Annotated in this window: 16 protein-coding genes; 13 read left to right on the forward strand and 3 right to left on the reverse strand. The window is 64.5% G+C overall.

What is annotated here, in order from left to right:
* Nucleotides 1-6 precede the first annotated feature (6 nt).
* The gene (locus tag IPM12_14430; protein MBK9149003.1) at nt 7-1,116 is read right to left on the reverse strand and encodes a histidine kinase; all 1,110 of its coding nucleotides are present in this window, start codon (nt 1,114-1,116) and stop codon (nt 7-9) included.
* Between the two features lie 108 nt (nt 1,117-1,224).
* Between IPM12_14430 and IPM12_14435 the strand changes: the two genes are divergently transcribed.
* The 3 genes from IPM12_14435 to IPM12_14445 all read left to right on the forward strand — a co-directional run bounded on the left by IPM12_14435 (nt 1,225) and on the right by IPM12_14445 (nt 5,179).
* Nucleotides 1,225-1,797, forward strand: a complete 573-nt coding sequence (locus IPM12_14435; protein MBK9149004.1) for a DUF479 domain-containing protein — start codon at nt 1,225-1,227, stop codon at nt 1,795-1,797.
* The gene (locus tag IPM12_14440) at nt 1,794-3,227 is read left to right on the forward strand and encodes a transglycosylase SLT domain-containing protein (protein MBK9149005.1); all 1,434 of its coding nucleotides are present in this window, start codon (nt 1,794-1,796) and stop codon (nt 3,225-3,227) included. Before IPM12_14435 ends, IPM12_14440 begins: the two co-directional genes overlap by 4 nt.
* 185 nt (nt 3,228-3,412) lie before the next feature.
* Nucleotides 3,413-5,179 carry an agmatine deiminase family protein gene (locus tag IPM12_14445; protein MBK9149006.1) on the forward strand — a complete coding sequence of 589 codons (1,767 nt, stop codon included), beginning with the start codon at nt 3,413-3,415 and terminating at the stop codon, nt 5,177-5,179.
* 7 nt (nt 5,180-5,186) lie between these two features.
* Here IPM12_14445 and IPM12_14450 read toward each other — a convergent pair whose 3' ends face one another.
* The gene (locus IPM12_14450; GenBank protein ID MBK9149007.1) at nt 5,187-5,570 is read right to left on the reverse strand and encodes a VOC family protein; all 384 of its coding nucleotides are present in this window, start codon (nt 5,568-5,570) and stop codon (nt 5,187-5,189) included.
* 177 nt (nt 5,571-5,747) lie between these two features.
* Here IPM12_14450 and IPM12_14455 point away from each other — a divergent pair, with 177 nt between their 5' ends.
* A complete protein-coding gene (locus tag IPM12_14455; protein MBK9149008.1) occupies nt 5,748-7,172 on the forward strand; it encodes a hypothetical protein in 1,425 nt (474 codons plus the stop codon).
* Between the two features lie 147 nt (nt 7,173-7,319).
* Here the strand turns inward: IPM12_14455 and IPM12_14460 are convergent, their stop codons facing one another.
* Nucleotides 7,320-7,742 carry a nucleoside triphosphate pyrophosphohydrolase family protein gene (locus IPM12_14460; protein MBK9149009.1) on the reverse strand — a complete coding sequence of 141 codons (423 nt, stop codon included), beginning with the start codon at nt 7,740-7,742 and terminating at the stop codon, nt 7,320-7,322.
* A 100-nt stretch (nt 7,743-7,842) separates the two neighbouring features.
* Between IPM12_14460 and IPM12_14465 the strand changes: the two genes are divergently transcribed.
* From IPM12_14465 to IPM12_14505, 9 genes are all read left to right on the forward strand, one after another.
* Nucleotides 7,843-8,871: a MoxR family ATPase gene (locus tag IPM12_14465; GenBank protein ID MBK9149010.1), complete on the forward strand. Its 1,029-nt coding sequence runs from the start codon at nt 7,843-7,845 to the stop codon at nt 8,869-8,871.
* Between the two features lie 65 nt (nt 8,872-8,936).
* The gene (locus IPM12_14470) at nt 8,937-9,824 is read left to right on the forward strand and encodes a DUF58 domain-containing protein (GenBank protein ID MBK9149011.1); all 888 of its coding nucleotides are present in this window, start codon (nt 8,937-8,939) and stop codon (nt 9,822-9,824) included.
* Nucleotides 9,821-10,756, forward strand: coding sequence for a hypothetical protein (locus IPM12_14475; protein ID MBK9149012.1), 936 nt, complete (start codon nt 9,821-9,823; stop codon nt 10,754-10,756). Before IPM12_14470 ends, IPM12_14475 begins: the two co-directional genes overlap by 4 nt.
* A gap of 247 nt (nt 10,757-11,003) precedes the next feature.
* Nucleotides 11,004-11,831, forward strand: a complete 828-nt coding sequence (locus tag IPM12_14480; GenBank protein ID MBK9149013.1) for a VWA domain-containing protein — start codon at nt 11,004-11,006, stop codon at nt 11,829-11,831.
* Nucleotides 11,828-12,973 (forward strand): VWA domain-containing protein, encoded by a 1,146-nt coding sequence (locus IPM12_14485; GenBank protein MBK9149014.1) that lies wholly within the window; start codon nt 11,828-11,830, stop codon nt 12,971-12,973. Before IPM12_14480 ends, IPM12_14485 begins: the two co-directional genes overlap by 4 nt.
* Nucleotides 12,970-13,773, forward strand: coding sequence for a hypothetical protein (locus IPM12_14490; protein ID MBK9149015.1), 804 nt, complete (start codon nt 12,970-12,972; stop codon nt 13,771-13,773). Before IPM12_14485 ends, IPM12_14490 begins: the two co-directional genes overlap by 4 nt.
* A gap of 137 nt (nt 13,774-13,910) precedes the next feature.
* Nucleotides 13,911-14,282: a hypothetical protein gene (locus IPM12_14495; GenBank protein MBK9149016.1), complete on the forward strand. Its 372-nt coding sequence runs from the start codon at nt 13,911-13,913 to the stop codon at nt 14,280-14,282.
* Nucleotide 14,283: 1 nt separating this feature from the next.
* Nucleotides 14,284-16,029 carry a protein BatD gene (locus IPM12_14500; protein ID MBK9149017.1) on the forward strand — a complete coding sequence of 582 codons (1,746 nt, stop codon included), beginning with the start codon at nt 14,284-14,286 and terminating at the stop codon, nt 16,027-16,029.
* Entirely contained in the window at nt 16,026-16,781 is a 756-nt protein-coding gene (locus tag IPM12_14505) for a tetratricopeptide repeat protein (protein ID MBK9149018.1), read from the forward strand. Before IPM12_14500 ends, IPM12_14505 begins: the two co-directional genes overlap by 4 nt.
* The last annotated feature ends 1 nt before the right edge of the window (nt 16,782 follow it).

Here is a 16,782-nt window from a genome sequence, read left to right on the forward strand (position 1 = left end):
TCTCGTTCAGGTTGAAGGTTGGGATGAGTCAGGTCGGGTGCTGTAGGCCGGGTTCAGCGGCAATTCCACCTCCATGAGCACCATTCCTTCGTGGTTGCCGATGCGCATGGCCGCATTCCCCCCGTAGATGAGATCGAGCCGCTTGCGCGTGTTCCGCAGGCCGATGCCCGAGCCGTTCACCTTGCCAGGCTCGTAATGGCCGCTGTTGGCCACGGAGAGCACCATGCCATGCACGCCGCGCTGCGCGCCGATCACGAGGTCGCCGCCTTGCGGCAAGCGGGCTACGCCGTGGCGCACGGCATTCTCCACCAAGGTCTGCAGCAGCATGGGCGGCACGTGCTCACGCACGAGCGATTCGTCCACGTGGAAGCGCACGCGCAGGCGCTCCTCGTAACGCATGGCCTCGAGCGCCAGGTAGCTCTTCACGATATCGAGCTCCTCGCCGAGCGGAACGGTGCGGCGCCGCACGGTGGTCATCGCATTGCGCAGGATAGCGCTGAGCTGCGTGATGGCGCGCTTGGCCTGGTGAGGGTCCTCGTCGATGAGCGCGCGGATGCCATTGAGCGCATTGAACATGAAATGGGGATTCATCTGCGCGCGCAGGGTACCCAGCTGGTTCTCGCGGTTGGCGGCCTCCAGCCGAAGGTTGCGAATCTCCTCGCGCCGGTGCCTCATGAAATAGCCGTAGGCGAAGTACAGGAAGCTCCACACCGCCAGCAGCAGGGCCCAATTGATCAGGCGCGCAACATGCTCCAAGGTCGCGCGCGCCACGATGGCCGAAGCATCGGCTAGCACGGCCGAGACCAGTACGCCTTCGACGATGAAGGCCGGTACGCTGAGCACCACCGCAGCCAGTGCGATGCGGGGCAGCACCACGCCGATGGGCCGCTCGAGCCAATGGCGGTGAACGATCACCGCTCGCAGGAAATGGCTGACGCCGATGCCGGTGGCGAGCTCAGGCAGTAGCATGCGCCAGAGCCGAGGATCGTAGGTGCCGTCAACCCATGAAGCCAGCAGGCTCAGCCCGAAGAAGAGTCCCCATCCGATGAATTGCGCCGACCAATAGATCGCCCAGCGCGGGATGCGCTGCAAGGGCCGTGAGCGCGCGTGGTCCATGTTCGCCGCGCAAGTTACCCGCCCGTGCGGTGGGCCTGAATCACCTACATGAGCGGCGAGAACGCATGGCGGAAGGCGCCCCCGGCACCACGCTACCTTGCCGCCGCCATGAATTTCCTCGGACATCTCTTCCTCAGCGGCGACGATCCGCTGGTAATCACTGGCAATTTCATGGCCGACGCGGTGAAGGGCCGCGACCTATCCCGTTTCGATCCTCGCCTGCAGCAAGGCATACGCCTGCATCGCCGCATTGACACCTTCACCGATGCGCACCGGACCGAGCACACAGGCCGCACGGCGCTTCGAACGCACACTGGCCACTACGCGCCCGTGGTGCTCGACCTCTTCTTCGACCACTTGCTCGCGCACCAATGGGAACGCTGGCACACGGAACCGTTGCACCGCTTCGCCGCGCGCATGTATGAGGTGCTGCAAGCCAACGCGGCGCACATGCCCGAGCGCACGCAGCGCATGCTCCCGTACATGGTCGCGGGAGACTGGCTCACCAGCTATGCCCGCCTCGATGGCTTGGCCAGGGCATTGCACGGCCTCAGCCGGCGCGCGGTGAATGGTTCCCGGATGGCAGGCGCCGAAAAGGTGCTCCTCGATCACCGTAGCCAATTCGAGCAGGAGTTCGAACCCTTCCTTCAAGGCATCATCGTACACGTGGCCGAAGCATGAAGCGCAGGTGGTGGGTGTTCGTAGCGGCCGCAGCGGCCTTCATCCTGGTGTACGCTCTGGTTCAATGGACCGTAGTGAATGACGACCCAATTGATCCCTGGAGCGGCATCGAAGCGGAACGTGATCTCGACATCATCGCGAACGACACACTGCGCGTGATCGTGCTGCGAGACCCCCTCGTGTGGGAAGAAACGCCGAAAGGCGAACGCGGACTGGCGTGGCAGTGGATCACGGGCTTCTCAAAGGCGCAAGGCCTAAACGTCAGCGCCGTGCCTATGGAGCATCCCGACGACATGCTCGCCGCTCTCTGGGATGGCCGGGCAGACCTCATCATTGCGCCTCTCTTCCTGGACCGTGCCGAACGGCGCCACTACCATCAATCCGCCCCCTTCGCTTCTTCGGTGCCTATGATCGTCAGGCTGCGACCTGATGCGCAAGAAAGCACCGGTCCGGCGCTGGGTCCCGTCATGGACAGCGCAGCGCTTGCCATTTCCTCGCCTTTCGCGCACCAACGGTATTCTGGATGGAACAAATTCACGGTGCAGCGCGCGCTGCACGACAGCGTTGACACGGAAGATGAATTGCTCACCGAGGTGCTCTTGGGCCGCGTGCCCGCCGCCATCGTTTCGCGCCTGCGTGCCGAGCATGAAGCTACGCGCCTCCCAGCCTTGCAATTCGAAGGACCCGCAGGCGAGGCGCTGCCTTGGCGATTCGTGATCCGCCGCAACGCACCGGCCCTGCGCAGATCATTAGAGGCCTGGCAGAGCGATGAACGCGAGCTCATGGCGTTGGCGAAACTGATCAAGGCACATACGGCCCCTGTGCCGCCACCAGGTCCCTTGCGCGCGCGCCGCATGAGAGGCCTCTCCCGCGATAGCATTTCGCCCTTCGACCAGTACTTCCGCGCGCACGCTTCGGGCCTAGCCTACGACTGGAAGCTGCTGGCCGCCATGGCCTGGAAGGAATCGCGATTCGATAGTACCGTGACCTCGCACAAAGGCGCCATGGGCATCATGCAGATCATGCCGCGCACCGCAGCCCGCTTCGGCCTCGATACCAGTAGCGTGGTAGAGGACCACATCCGCGCTGCTGCGCGCTACCTCGCCCGGCTCGACACCATCTGGCTGCGCGCCATCCCCGACCGCCAGCAGCGCATGCGCTTCGTGCTGGCCAGTTACAACGCCGGTCCTGCGCACATCATCGACGCACAGCGCCTTGCCGATCAGCTCGGCCTTGACCCTACGCGCTGGGATGGCCATGTGGAACGCGCAGTGCTGCTGCTGGCCAAGCCCCGCTACTACCTGCGGCCTGGCATGAAGAACGGCTATTGCAACGGCAGCCAGGTGTTCAACTACGTACGCGGCGTGCTGGCTGTGCGCGAGCAGCTGGGAGGAAAGCGGAAAGGGCCCACGTCGCGGTCCCCGGAGTGAATGGTTGATGATTGAAGCGCACAGCGCGCCTTGTCCCGCTGCATCCAAGCCTTTCATTGCTCAGCGCGACAGATGGCGCGCGGCTAGCTTTCATCGATGGGTCCAGCGGATGGAATCAGCCTTAGGTCGAAGCCTACTCGATCGCATAGGGCCGCGCGCTACCTTGCGGCTCACTATCCAGAACCATGAAGCACTTCGCTGCATTCTCCGCCCTTGCCTTGGCTATCAACCTGCAAGCCCAGGACCTTCCGCACCAGATCGCGCCGCATGAGGTGCCGCTGATCCCGGCTTATCGGGAAGGCCTCGCTGCAGGCGCGCGCGGGATCACCACTCCGCCCTCCTTCACACCCCGCACCATGGCGGAATGGGAGGAGGTGCAGACCCTGGTGATCACTTGGACGAGCTTTCCCGGGATCCTGAAGCAGATCGTGCGTTACGCGAAGGACGAGTGCGAGGTGCTGATCGTGTGCAGCGATCAGGATGCCGTGATGAACACCCTGCAGAGCACCAGTAACGGCGGCCCCATCACAGACCTCGATAACATCAGCTTCCTCGAAGCGCCCTTCAACAGCATCTGGATGCGCGATTACGGTCCGGAGTGCATTTACGCCAACGAGGTGGACTCGCTCTACCTGCTCGATTGGATCTATAATCGCCCGCGTCCACTGGACAATGCGCTGAGCGACGAGATCGCTGCGGCGAAGAACATCGGCATCTACAGCACCACCGCTGCGCCATGGGACCTGGTGCATACCGGCGGCAACTTCATGGCCGATGGCTTCGGCACCGCATTCAGCAGCAACCTGGTGCTCGAGGAGAACGGCCCCAACGGCGATTACAACACCACGGTTCGCGATGCGGCCGGCGTGGACAATGTGATGAACCAGTTCATGGGCATCCAACCCGGGCGCTACATCAAGATGAACACTTTGCCCTACGACGGCATCCACCACATCGACATGCACATGAAGCTGCTCGATGAGGAGACCCTGCTGATCGGGGAGTTCCCTACCGGCGTGAGCGATGGCCCCCAACTCGAGCAGAACATCCAGGCCATCATGGCCAACTACAACTCGGTATTCGGCACGCCCTACCGAATCGCGCGCATCCCCATGCCGCCTAGCACCGGGGGCGCCTACCCTCCCACGGCCAGCTACCGCACGTATGCCAACAACATCTTCATCAACAAAACGGTGATCGTGCCCACTTACCGCGAACAGTACGACACCACCGGCTTGCGCATCCTGCGCGAGAACCTGCCCGGCTACCGCGTGGTGGGCATCGATTGCGACGACAGCGGCAACAACATCATCAGCCAGAGCGGCGCCATCCACTGCATCACCAAGACCATCGGCGTGGCCGATCCTTTGCTGATCCGCCACCAGCGCCTCACCGACACGTACGAGACTGCCATCCCCTACGACGTGGAGGCATACATCCGGCACAAGAGCGGTATCGCATCAGCTGAGGTCTATTGGACCACCGACACGACCGCCGGCTATACGCCGGTGAGCATGACGGCTGGCGCCAACAATAGCTGGAACGCCGCCATCCCCGCGCATCCCGCCGGCAGCCTCATCTACTACTACATCCACGCCACGGCCAATAGCGGCAAGCAGCAGGTGCGCCCCATCACCGCGCCGCACGGATGGTGGCGCTTCCGCGTGCTCGACATCAACGCGGGCATTGAAGCACAGGGACCGGTCCTCACCGAAGTGTACCCCAACCCCACCAGCGACATCCTCGCCATCACCCTAGGCAGCACCAGCAATCAACGCGTGCGCATCAGCCTTCGCGATGCCTTGGGCCGCGAGGCCATGCTGATCCACGATGCACCCATGCATGCTGATGGCCGTGCCTTCGCCGACCTGCGCTACCTGAGCCCCGGCGCCTATCACCTCCTGGTCGAAAGTGCGACCGGGCGGCAAAGCGTGAAGGTGGTGAAGCGGTGACCCGTTCTCAACCCTGGCTGTGCATGGCCACCGCGTTGCCCTCGGTGTCCATGAAGAAAGCCATGTAGCCGATCTCGGGTGAGATCTGCGTCTTGGGCACCATCACCTGGCCCCCGGCCTTCTCCACGCGGCCCAGCGCCTCGCTCAGATCGGGATTCGCATTCAGGTAGATCACCGCGCCCGTGGCGCTCGGCGTGTGCTGCTCGCTCTTCACCAGTGCGCCGCCCACTTTGCCGTTCATGCCATCGCCGGGGAAGGCGCGCATCTGCATGCCAGGGAAGTCCATGGCCTCCATGTTGATGCCGAAGACGGTCTCATAGAAGCGTTGCGCGCGGTCAAGATCGCTCACGGCGATCTCGAACCAGTTGAGTGCATTCGTGGTAATGTCCATCTGTTCCGCAATGACGGGTTTGTCGTCCATCGCGCTTGCGCAACCTAGGGAAGCGATCCAATCGCTTATGCGGATGCGTGATGGGCGGTTCGGCGTATGATGGCCTATGGAGCCTGAAGGTGCGCAGGCTATCGGGCGCGCGTAATCGAAGGTCGCACCACCGTTACTTTCAACCCCATGAAACCGCTGTTCACACTCCTTCTTGGCTTGGTAAGCGCTTCCGTTTCACAGGCGTGGGGCCCTGACAGCTTCATGGGCATCACGATGGCTGGGAGCCACGATGCCGCCGAAGCGCCCAACGGCCAGCTGATCGCGGCATTGGCTGATACCGCCGCCAATGACGGAATTCTCATTCACTTCCTCGTGAGCGATGATCAGGGCCAGACTTGGAGCGATGCCCCCTACTCCATTGCAGGCATCGGCGTTTGCCAGCGTGTCCGCATGCTGCGGCTGCCGAATGCCGTTGTGTGCGCCTACCTCGACGGGACCACGGTGCGCTTCTACAACACGGCCACGGCAAACAGCGGCGCGTACATGGCCTATAGCGCTTCTGAATTCGATGCGGCCGTGTCGAGCACCGGCTGGATCTACCTCTTCGTGCAGCTGAGCACGGGCAACTCCATCCGCCGCGCGGGCAGCGGCGATGGCGGCATCACTTGGACCGGCAACGAGGCGCTCGTCACCGGCAATGGCGCCGTGCCGCGCGTTTCGGTGAGCCCCGCCGATACCGTGATCCTCAATTACTATGGCCCCGTGCTCGCGGATCGGCCCAAGAGCCGCATCCGCGCCGCGTTCTACAACACCAGCTCGCCGGGCAACCTGAACGTGAGCGCCGCCAATTTCCAGGATGTGGTGACCGATGATACGGTGGACAAGTGGCGCTACGCCGCAGCGATCCGCAATGGCCGCGTCTGGTTCTTCTGGGAGCAGGGCCCAGCGGCCACGAGCACCTTGCATGGCCGCGTGAGCACCAACAACGGCGCCGTGTACGGATCGCCCTTCCAATTGGCGGGCGGCAATGGTGAGCGCATCGCCGGCTTCACTGCCATTGCGCGCGGATGGGGGGGCACCACGCGATGCGAGCTGATCTACGCGCGCTATTCGGTGCCGGCCTCCGGTGACCCTGCCGTGGATCGCCTCGAGTACCGCACAGCCAGCGCCGGGTTGCCCAGTGCGTTCAGCAGCGCCACCGCCTTCAGCGAGAACGTGCCGCGCGTGGAGGGCATCAATGGCGCGCCTGCGCTGGTGCCGCTCGCCAATGGCCTGTTGGGCGCTGCGTGGGGCAGTCCCGGCAATGTGGCCACCGCGTACTTCTTCGACCTGCACGATGTGGTGACCGGGTCAGCGGAGCGCGATGCGGTGAATGGATTCCGATTGCTCGGTCCTGCGCACGGGCACTTGATCATCCGCGGCGCCGGGCGCTTCGATGGCGCGGCCGAGCTGCGCGATGACGCCGGGCGATTGGTCGCGCGGCATGCGCTGCGGTTGGCTGCCGGCGAGGACGCCCTGTTGCCGGTGGATGTCTTGCCGAATGGCACATACCTGGTCACGCTGGTTGAACGCGAAGGGCGACGCTCGCTGCGGTTCGTGCAGCAGCCCTGATGGATGTCGCGCTGTCGGCGATGGGGCATTGCGCCGGCACGTGGCCTTCACCGATTTCCTTGGCGCAACGCTCCGGATCCGCACCGGGAAGAAGCAGCGATCAAGGCTCTCTTTGCGTGGTGCCTCGCCTATGAATGATCGCGCTGATCACGCCTTCGATCCCTCGAGCAGCGCGGCGATGTCGGGCTTGAAGTAACCGGGCCCCTTCATCACCTTGCCGTCCGCCCGGTAGATCGGCTTGCCATCGGCGCCTAGCTTGCTCATGTTGCTGCGCTGGATCTCCCTGAACACCGCGTCGATCTTGTGCTCGAGCCCATGCTTGAGCAAAGTGCCGCAGAGGATGTACAGGATATCGCCGAGCGCATCGGCAACCTCCACCAGATCGCCGCGCAAGGCCGCTTCGAGGTATTCCTCGTTCTCCTCGCGGATCAGCTTGTACCGGAGCAGGGCATCGCGGTCACCGATGTTCCCGGTCGGCGATTGCGCATTGGCGATCCCGAAGGCGTCGTGGAAGGCGCGCACGTGCGCGGTGGCCTCGGCGAGCGTGAGCGGTGTTGAATTGCTGTGCATGCGCCGAAAGTAGCGGCAGCGCTGGTTAACACGCTTTAACGGCGGGCCGTCATCGCCCCGGAAGCGCCCCCGGCACCTTTGCCTTCAACCAGCTATCCTCATGGAACCCACCATCTCTCGATCCGAGCAGAGCGTCACCTCAGAGGGTATCCGCGCGCTCAACGACCGCATCCAGCAAGCGAGCGCATTCGTGGATCTGATCGACCACGAGATGGAGAAATCCATCGTGGGGCAGAAGGACATGGTGCAGAAGCTCCTCGTTGCCCTGCTGGCCGATGGCCATGCGCTGCTCGAGGGCGTGCCCGGCCTGGCCAAGACCCTCGCGATCAAATCGCTTGCGCGCACCATCGACGCCGGCTTCAGCCGCATCCAGTTCACGCCCGACCTGCTCCCCGCCGACCTCATCGGCACGCTCATCTACAGCCAGCGCAACGAGGAGTTCACGGTTAAGAAGGGGCCCGTGTTCAGCAACTTCATCCTCGCTGACGAGATCAACCGAGCGCCCGCCAAGGTGCAGAGCGCCTTGCTGGAGGCGATGCAGGAGCGGCAGGTCACCATCGGCTCGACCACCTACCCCCTGCCGGAGCCCTTCCTTGTGCTGGCCACCATGAACCCCATCGAACAGGAAGGCACCTATCCATTGCCCGAGGCGCAAACTGATCGCTTCATGCTGAAGGTGGTGCTGGACTATCCGCGCCAGGAGGAAGAGAAGCTCATCATCCGGCAGAACACGCGGGCCGGCAAGCAACCCGAGCCGCAGCGTGTGGTCTCCCCAACGGAGATCCTCACGGCGCGCCAGCTCGTGCGCGAGGTTTACATGGATGAGAAGATCGAGCATTACATCGTCGATATCGTGCATGCCACGCGCAAGCCCGACCAGCACAGGCTCGGTGACCTCACCGGCATGATCGCCTTCGGTGGGAGCCCGCGCGCCAGCATCAACATGGCACTCGCCGCGAAGGCCTTGGCCTTCACCAAGCGTCGCGGCTACGTGATCCCCGAGGATGTGAGGGCCATGTGCCCCGATGTCCTGCGCCACCGCATCGGGCTCACCTACGAAGCCGAGGCTGAGAACATCACGGTGAACGAGATCATCGACCGTGTGCTGAATACCGTTGAGGTTCCCTGATCCCGAGAAGCAGGGGCAGGTGGGGGCGCAATGACCCTGCGCCAGCCTTTGCCCCTGACCCCCGCATGAACACCGTCCAGCATACCAAGGAACTCCTGAAGAAGGTGCGGCTCGTGGAGCTCAAGACCCGCGGGCTCAGCGAGCACATCTTCAGCGGCGAGTACCACAGCGCGTTCAAGGGGCGGGGCATGACCTTCAGCGAAGTGCGCGAATACAGCCCCGGCGACGAGGTCCGCACCATCGACTGGAACGTGACCGCGCGCTTCGGGCATCCCTTCGTGAAGGTCTTTGAGGAAGAGCGCGAGCTCACCGTGATGCTCGTGGCCGACCTCAGCGGATCCGGCGATTTCGGCAGCACGCACCAGCTTAAGCGCGAGCTCGTGACCGAGGCCTGCGCCACCATTGCCTTCAGCGCCATCAAGAACAACGACAAGGTGGGCCTGCTGCTCTTCACCGACAGCGTGGAGAAGTTCATCCCGCCGAAGAAGGGCCGCCTGCACATCCTGCGCCTCATCCGTGAGCTCATCGAGTTCACGCCCAAGGGCAGCGGAACCGACATCGCCGGCGCCTTGCGATACCTCAACAGCGTGATCAAGAAGCGCAGCATCGCCTTCCTGGTGAGCGACCTGCTGGCCAGCGGCTATGAGGATGCGATCAAGATCGCCAACCGCCGCCACGACCTGGTGGTGCTTCGCACGGCCGATCCGCGCGAAGGCGAGCTGCCGGACATCGGCCTGGTGCGCATGGCCGATCCCGAGACCGGCGAGCAACAATGGGTGGACACCAGCAGCCGCCGAGTGCGCAGCGCGTATCGCGCTGCCGGCCTCAAGCACGCGCAGCGCACCCGTGAGATCCTGCGCCGCAGCGGGGTGGACCATGCCGTGATCGGCACCGACACGGGCTATGTGAAGCCGTTGATGCAATTGCTGAAGCAGCGCGAGGGTGGACGATGAGCCGTGCCTTGGCCATAGCAGCGATGATGGCGCCTGCGCTGATGATGGCGCAGGAGGCCGCAACCGTGCACGCCGCACTTGATCCTCTCAGGATCCGCATCGGCGAACACGCGGTGATCAGCCTGAGCGCGAAAGCCGACGGCCCCGCCCTGCAATGGCCGGCCATCGGCGATACGCTCACCGGCCATATCGAGGTCATCGGGATCACCGAGCCCGACACCGTTGAGCTTGATGGAATGGGGAGTCCTGCAGCGGTCAGGGTCGTTCGCCGCATCACCATCACCTCCTTCGACACGGGCTATTGGGCAGTTCCGCCCTTCGAGCTCAAGGCAGGCGGACGAGCCGCAGAGACCGAGCCGCTGCTGCTGCGCGTTGACGGGTTCGCGGTGGATGAAAGCGCGGTGCCTGCGGACATCAAGCCCATCGTAAGGCTCCCGTTCAGCCCGATCTGGTGGGCGCGGCGGCATTGGCAATGGATCGCGGGTGCGACGGTGCTCGCCGCTCTGGTGGCGGCGATCATGCTGCTGTTGCGGCGGCTCAGAAAACCGAAAGCGCCGGAGGAGGCTGAAGCGGCACCCGTGCCCTTGCATGAACGCATGCTCGCCGAGCTCGACGCCTTGGATCAGGAGCGCCTCTGGCAGCGGGGACAGCACAAAGCCTATCAGTCGCGCCTCACCGACCTGCTGCGCGGCTACATCGAAGAGCGCTACCAGGTGCCCGCATTAGAGCGCACCACCGACGAATTGATGCACGAGTTGCGCGTGAGCCCCCTGAGCACCGATCAGCAGACGGTGCTCGGCAACATGCTGCGCGCCGCAGACCTGGTGAAATTCGCCAAGGCGTTGCCGGGGCCCCAAGAGAACGAACAGCTCATGGCCTCCGCTCGCCGATTCATCCTCGCGACCGCCGAGTCCCCCAGCACCCATGCGTAAGCCTGAAGCCGATATCACCTACTGGATCTGGTGCGGTGCGGCCTTCGTGATCGTGGCTGGCGGCGCCTGGTTCGCAGGCACCCGTTTCTCGTTCGCTCACCGCGAGCTGCTTGGGCTTTGCGCCGTGCTCCCTCTCGCTGCCGCGCTTCAAGCCTGGCGTGAGCGCCGACGATCGGTGCTCACGCGCTTGAGCACGCTCAGCACGCATCTGGGCGGGCGCACGAGCCTCAAGGCCTGGCTGAAGCCGATGCCGATGGCCATGAGCCTCGCAGGAGTTGGGATGCTGGTCATCGCCCTCGCGCGGCCACAGAGCCACGATACCCGTGAGGATGTCCATCAGGAGGGCATCGATATCGTGATCGCCATGGACATCTCGGGCAGCATGCTCGCCAAGGACCTGAAACCCGACCGCCTCGATGCCGCCAAGCGCACCGGCGCTCGCTTCATAGATGCACGGCCGAACGACCGGCTGGGGCTCGTGGTCTATGAAGGAGAGGCCTTCACGCAGTGCCCTCTCACCACCGATCACGCCACGCTGAAGCAATCGCTGGCCGAGGCGCGCAGCGGATTGATCGCCGGCGGAACCGCCGTGGGCATGGGCCTCGCCACCGCAGTGAACCGCTTGCGTGAGAGCGAGGCCAAGAGCAAGGTAGTGGTGTTGCTCACCGACGGCGTGAACAACACCGGATCCGTGCAGCCCATCGACGCGGCCCACATCGCCGAGGCGCTGGGCGTACGCGTTTACACCATTGGCGTAGGCACGCGCGGCAAGGCACTCTCCCCTGTGGCGCGCTATCCCGATGGGCGTTACCGCTTCGAGTACGTGGACGTGGAAATCGATGAGGCCACCATGACCGAAATCGCAAGGCTCACCGGCGGCAAGTACTTCCGCGCCACCGACGAGAAGCGCCTGCGCGCGATCTACGATGAGATCGACCAGCTGGAGCGCACCCGCATCGAAGTGGAGCAGTTCACCAGCCGCAAAGAGGAGTTCCATCCCTTCGCCCTCCTCGGCGCAGGCCTGATCTTCACCGGATTCCTGATTGACCGCAGCCTGTTGCGCGGCATCGCATGAGCGCCCGCACCACATACCACTGGGGCGTGGCCAGCTGGGCCGCGATCGGCCTTGAGATCATCCTCACGGCTGCCGCCATCGGCACCTGGTGGTTCATCAGCAACTGGGTGCCCTCATTCCACCTGGGCCATCCGGAATTCTGGCCCGTGATGATCGCAGGGCCGGCAGCGCTTTTCGTCTTCGTGCTCAACAGCGCCTGGCGCGACCGCTCCCTGCGCCGCTTCGCGCAAGCCGGTACCCTCGGGAGGATGATGCCGGGCGTGAGCGCCACGCGGAACCTGGGCCGATACCTGCTGCTACGCACCGGCATCGGCCTCGCGGGAGCCGCGCTGCTCACCCCGCAGCTCGGATCACGGCCAGAGACCGTGAAAGGCAAGGGCATCGACCTGGTGCTGTGCGTTGACGTGAGCAACAGCATGGAATGCGAGGACCTTCGCCCTAGCCGCATGATGGCCACCCGGCGCGCCATGCTCCAGCTCATTGACCGTCTGCAGGGCGATCGCATCGGCCTGGTGGTCTTCGCCGGCGATGCCTACGTGCAATTGCCGCTCACCACGGACCGCAGCGCAGCCAAGCTCTTCATCCGCACCATCGGCACGCATTCAGTGCCTACGCAGGGCACCGCCATCGGAGCGGCCATCGCCCTGGCACAGCATGCCTTCAAGGAAGAGAGCCCGGCGGGCAAGGCCATCATCGTGATCAGCGATGGCGAGGACCACGAGCCAGATGCCGTGGCGGCGGCGCAGGAAGCCGCCGCTGCCGGCATCGTGGTGCATGCCGTGGGCATCGGCACTCCTGGAGGGGCGCCCATCCCGGTGAAGAAGGGCGGCCAGCACCTCGGCTACCGCAAGGACCGCAACGGCAGCACTGTGGTCACCCGGCTGAATGAGGCCCTGCTCCGGCGCATCGCAGCGGCGGGTAACGGCTCCTTCGTGCTCGCCTCCAACAGCAACATGGGCATCGTTGACCTGGTCGCCCAACTCAAGCAGATGGAGCAAGCCGAAGTGGGCACCATGCGCTACACCGCCTATGACGATCAGTTCCAGTGGCCCTTGGGCGCTGCAATCGCCTGCATCTCCGGATTCCTGCTGCTAGGCGAGCGGCGCAACCCGCGTGCTTTCTGGCGCACCACCGCATCATGAGACGCTTCGCCGCCCTCTTCATCATCGCGCTCACGGGATGCGCCTCGCCCGGGGAGCGCCTGGCCGAGCATGCGCTCCGCACCGGCACGGATGCCTACGATGCCGATCGATTCGCGGAGGCCGACAGTCTCTTCAGCATGGCGCCCTTCGACGCACGCGCCCTCTTCAACAGCGGCAACAGTGCCTTCCGCGATGGCCGGTGGAGCCATGCCATCGAACGATTCCGCGCCGCGCAGCACCTCGACAGCGCCTTCGATCACCGCGCCCATGTGCCCTTTAATCTCGGCGCGGCGCACCTGGCCGATGCCCGGGACGCTGACACCACCATCGTGCGCCTTACGCGCGAACTCGGCGGCCTTCGGATAGAAGGGCATGACATCGCGCAGGATGTGAGCACCTTCGTGCTCCGCGACAGCCTGCGCCGCGAACTCGTGCGCCTCGAAGGCTCCATCGATTCCTCGTTCGCCGCTTCCATACGCTGGAACAAGGCCGCGCTGCGCGTGACGCCCGAAGATGATGATGCGCGCCTGAACCTGGTGCTAGCCCAGCGCGCCTATGATGCGCGCATGCGCGCGCGCGAGGCCCGGGACGAGCGCAACAAGGACAAGGACGCAGGCAAGGAGCTCAGCGCCCGCGCACAGTTGATCATGCAGCAGGCCGATTCGCTCGTGGAGCAGTACCGGTTCAACAAGGCGCTGGAGCTCCTGCAGCAAGGCTTGCGCGAGGACCCCAGCCTGAAACAGAAGGAAGAGTACATGAAGAAGCTCGAGACGGTCACCAGCGCCGCACAAGCATCATGAACGGACGCATCGTAATCGCCACCGCAGCGTTCGCGCTCAGCGCCATGCAGGGTCGTGCCCAGAGCGCAACGGCCCAATCAGATTCCGCCGCAACGAAGGACGCCGAAGGTTTCTTCAACAGAGCCTCGAAGCAGTACGTGAAAGAGGACAAGGGCAGCGCCATGCGCGAGCTCGACCGCGGCCTGCGCGCACATCCGGGCGACCCGAAGCTCCTGAAGCTCGCTGAAGCCTTGCTCAAGGATGATCAGCAGCAAGAGCAAGAGCAACAGCAGCAGCAAGAACAACAGCAGCAGCAAGAACAACAGCAAGAGCAACAGGAAAAGCAAGAGCAGAGGCAGTCACAAGAGCGGGCCCAAGAGCAGGAAGAAGAGCGAAAGAGCGGCGGGATGGACAAACGCGACGCGGAGCGCCTGCTCGATGAATTGAACCGCGAGGAGCAGGATGTTCAGGAGCGCGCGCGATCGCAACGGCTTTCTTCGCGCAGGCCAAGGCCTGAAAAAGATTGGTGAGATGAAGGCGATGCGATCGATCATCCTCATGCTCGCAGCGGGTTTGGCCACCTTGGCCACCGTAGCGCAGGAAACGAGCTTCACGGCACAAGTGGATCGCACGCAGATCGCGGCAGGCGAGCATGTGAAGCTCACGCTCACCCTGAGCAATGCGCAAGAGCGCTTTGAGGCGCCCGACCTCGGCGGCCTGGTGATCGTGCAGGGGCCCTTCGAGAGCAGCAGCTTCAACTTCATCAACGGTCGCAGCAGCAGCACGGTGAGCCGCAGCTGGGTGCTCACGGCCACGCGCCCCGGCAATTACACCATCGGCGCCGCCAAGGCGAAGGCGGGCGGTCGCCTGCTCCAGACGGAGCCGATCACCATTACGGTGGCCAAAGGCAGCGCCGCGCCGCAGGAGCCTGCCGTGGCGCAGGGGCAGCATCGGGACCCGAACCTCTTCATCGCCTTGAGCCTGAGCAAGAGCAAGTCCTACGTGGGCGAGCAGGTGGTGGCCACCTACCAGATCTACAACCGTTACTCCGGACTCGAGGCACCGAGCATGGACCCGCCGAAGCTGAACGGATTCTGGAGCGAGGAGATCGACACGCAGAACGCGCGCTGGGAGGAGCGTGTGGTGAACGGGCTGGGCTACCGGGTGATCACCGTGAAGCAGCAATTGCTGATCCCGCAGCGCGCGGGCACCTTGCGGATCGACCCAATGGGCATTACCTGCATCGTGGGCCGGAGCTTCTTCCATCCCGGACGCACCATCGAGGTGAAGAGCAACGCGGTGGAGTTCACCGCGCTCCCGCTGCCGGACGGAGCGCCGGCTGATTACACCGGTGCCGTGGGTGACCTCGAACTCACAGTGAACGCCGATCGGAACACCGTGAGCGTGGACGACGCCATCGAAGTGGAGCTGCGCCTCAGCGGCCGGGCCAACCTCAAGCTCATCGAAGCGCCCAAGCTGCTGTTCCCGTCGGACTTCGAGGTGTACGAGCCGCGCGTCACCGACCGGATCTCCGTGGGCACCGGCGGCATGAGTGGATCGCGCGGCTTCCAGTACACCGTGATCCCCCGGCACGACGGTACCTTCGACCTTGGCTCGGTCACGCTCAGCTGCTTCGATCCGAAGACCGGCGCGTACGAGACGCTGCGCAGCCAGCCGCTCACGATCACCGTGGCCCTTGGCGACGGCCTGCAGCCCGGCGCAACGCCCAACCGCGTGCAGCGCTCTGAAGTGGCCACGCTCGACAGCGATATCCGTTACATCCGCGCCGGCAACATGCAGCTGCGCGCCAAGGACCGCTACCTTCTCGGTTCCTGGCCGTGGACCGCCGGCATGAGCGCCCCGCCATTGGCCTACGCGCTCCTGCTGCTTTGGCGCCGTAAGCGAACGCGTGAGCTGGCCGACGCCGCCGGCACGCGCCGCCGCGCCGCGGACAGGCTGGCGCGAAAGCGATTGCGCGAGGCCGAGGAGGCGCTTCGGACCGGCAACCGGGCTGCTTTCCACAGCGCGCTCTCCAAGGCCCTGCACGGATACCTCAGTGACAAGCTGGGGCTCGGCCTTGCGGAGATCACCGCCGCGAGGATCGCCGAACGCCTGCACCCGCATGCCGATGCAGAGCGGATGGGGGACGATGCGATGCGGCTGATCGGCACCTGCGACCGCGCCCGCTTCTCACCGGTGGAGGAAACGCCGCAGCAGGCGCTCTACGATGAAGCCAATCAACTCATCCAGCGCATCGAACGCGCCATGAACGCATGATCCGCTCAACGCTCCTCGCCTGCTCCCTTGCAGTTGCCGTGCATGCGGCTGCTACTGCTGGCACCAGCGCGGATTCGCTCGCCGCTATCGGGCAGCGGGCCTATGCGGAAGGCCAATACCACGAGGCGCTCAACGCGTTCGACAGCCTCGCCGCCGACCACCGGTCCGCATCGCTCTGCCTGGCGCTCGGCAATTCGCATTACAAGCTCGGGAATGTCGCGCACGCGATCCTCTGGTATGAGCGCGGGCTGCGCCTCGCGCCTAACGATGACGACCTGCGGGCCAACCTCGATCTGGCCGACGAGCAGATCCGCGACCGCATTGAGGCCGATCGCCCTGCGGGCCTGGGAGTGAGCTGGCAACTGCTGCGCGGCAACGATCCGGACGCGTGGGCCCGCTACTCGCTCTTCGCGTGCCTTCTCCTTTTCATCGCGCTCGGAACCGCCACCATGCTCAAGGGCTGGAAACGGCAGCTCGCACATTCGCTCAGCGCGCTCTTCACTCTGGCGCTGCTCACCAGCCTGGTGGTGGCGTGGATCAGCCACCGTGAGCTTCTATCGGACCAGGAGGCAATCATCATGGTGGCCAAGGCCGAAGCGCTCGCTGAGCCGCGCGACGGAGCCAAGCCGCTCTTCGTGCTGCACCGAGGCGCCAAGTTGCAGGCCGGTCCCAACGCCGATGGATGGTGCTCCGTGCAATTGCCCAACGGCAGCACCGGTTGGCTGCGCTGCGCCTCGCTCGAGCGGATCTGAA

It is taken from the genome of Flavobacteriales bacterium, from assembly GCA_016716605.1.
Classification (GTDB): Bacteria; Bacteroidota; Bacteroidia; order Flavobacteriales_F; family PHOS-HE28; genus PHOS-HE28.

Bases quoted from the DNA above. Each gene is read 5' to 3' on its own strand.
- IPM12_14445 (MBK9149006.1), top strand. From the start codon at position 3,413: ATGAAGCACTTCGCTGCATTCTCCGCCCTTGCCTTGGCTATCAACCTG.
- IPM12_14505 (MBK9149018.1), top strand. From the start codon at position 16,026: ATGATCCGCTCAACGCTCCTCGCCTGCTCCCTTGCAGTTGCCGTGCAT.
- IPM12_14490 (MBK9149015.1), top strand. From the start codon at position 12,970: ATGAGACGCTTCGCCGCCCTCTTCATCATCGCGCTCACGGGATGCGCC.
- IPM12_14465 (MBK9149010.1), top strand. From the start codon at position 7,843: ATGGAACCCACCATCTCTCGATCCGAGCAGAGCGTCACCTCAGAGGGT.
- IPM12_14460 (MBK9149009.1), bottom strand. From the start codon at position 7,742: ATGCACAGCAATTCAACACCGCTCACGCTCGCCGAGGCCACCGCGCAC.
- IPM12_14475 (MBK9149012.1), top strand. From the start codon at position 9,821: ATGAGCCGTGCCTTGGCCATAGCAGCGATGATGGCGCCTGCGCTGATG.
- IPM12_14440 (MBK9149005.1), top strand. From the start codon at position 1,794: ATGAAGCGCAGGTGGTGGGTGTTCGTAGCGGCCGCAGCGGCCTTCATC.
- IPM12_14435 (MBK9149004.1), top strand. From the start codon at position 1,225: ATGAATTTCCTCGGACATCTCTTCCTCAGCGGCGACGATCCGCTGGTA.
- IPM12_14500 (MBK9149017.1), top strand. From the start codon at position 14,284: ATGAAGGCGATGCGATCGATCATCCTCATGCTCGCAGCGGGTTTGGCC.
- IPM12_14485 (MBK9149014.1), top strand. From the start codon at position 11,828: ATGAGCGCCCGCACCACATACCACTGGGGCGTGGCCAGCTGGGCCGCG.
- IPM12_14470 (MBK9149011.1), top strand. From the start codon at position 8,937: ATGAACACCGTCCAGCATACCAAGGAACTCCTGAAGAAGGTGCGGCTC.
- IPM12_14450 (MBK9149007.1), bottom strand. From the start codon at position 5,570: ATGGACATTACCACGAATGCACTCAACTGGTTCGAGATCGCCGTGAGC.
- IPM12_14430 (MBK9149003.1), bottom strand. From the start codon at position 1,116: ATGGACCACGCGCGCTCACGGCCCTTGCAGCGCATCCCGCGCTGGGCG.
- IPM12_14455 (MBK9149008.1), top strand. From the start codon at position 5,748: ATGAAACCGCTGTTCACACTCCTTCTTGGCTTGGTAAGCGCTTCCGTT.
- IPM12_14480 (MBK9149013.1), top strand. From the start codon at position 11,004: ATGCCGATGGCCATGAGCCTCGCAGGAGTTGGGATGCTGGTCATCGCC.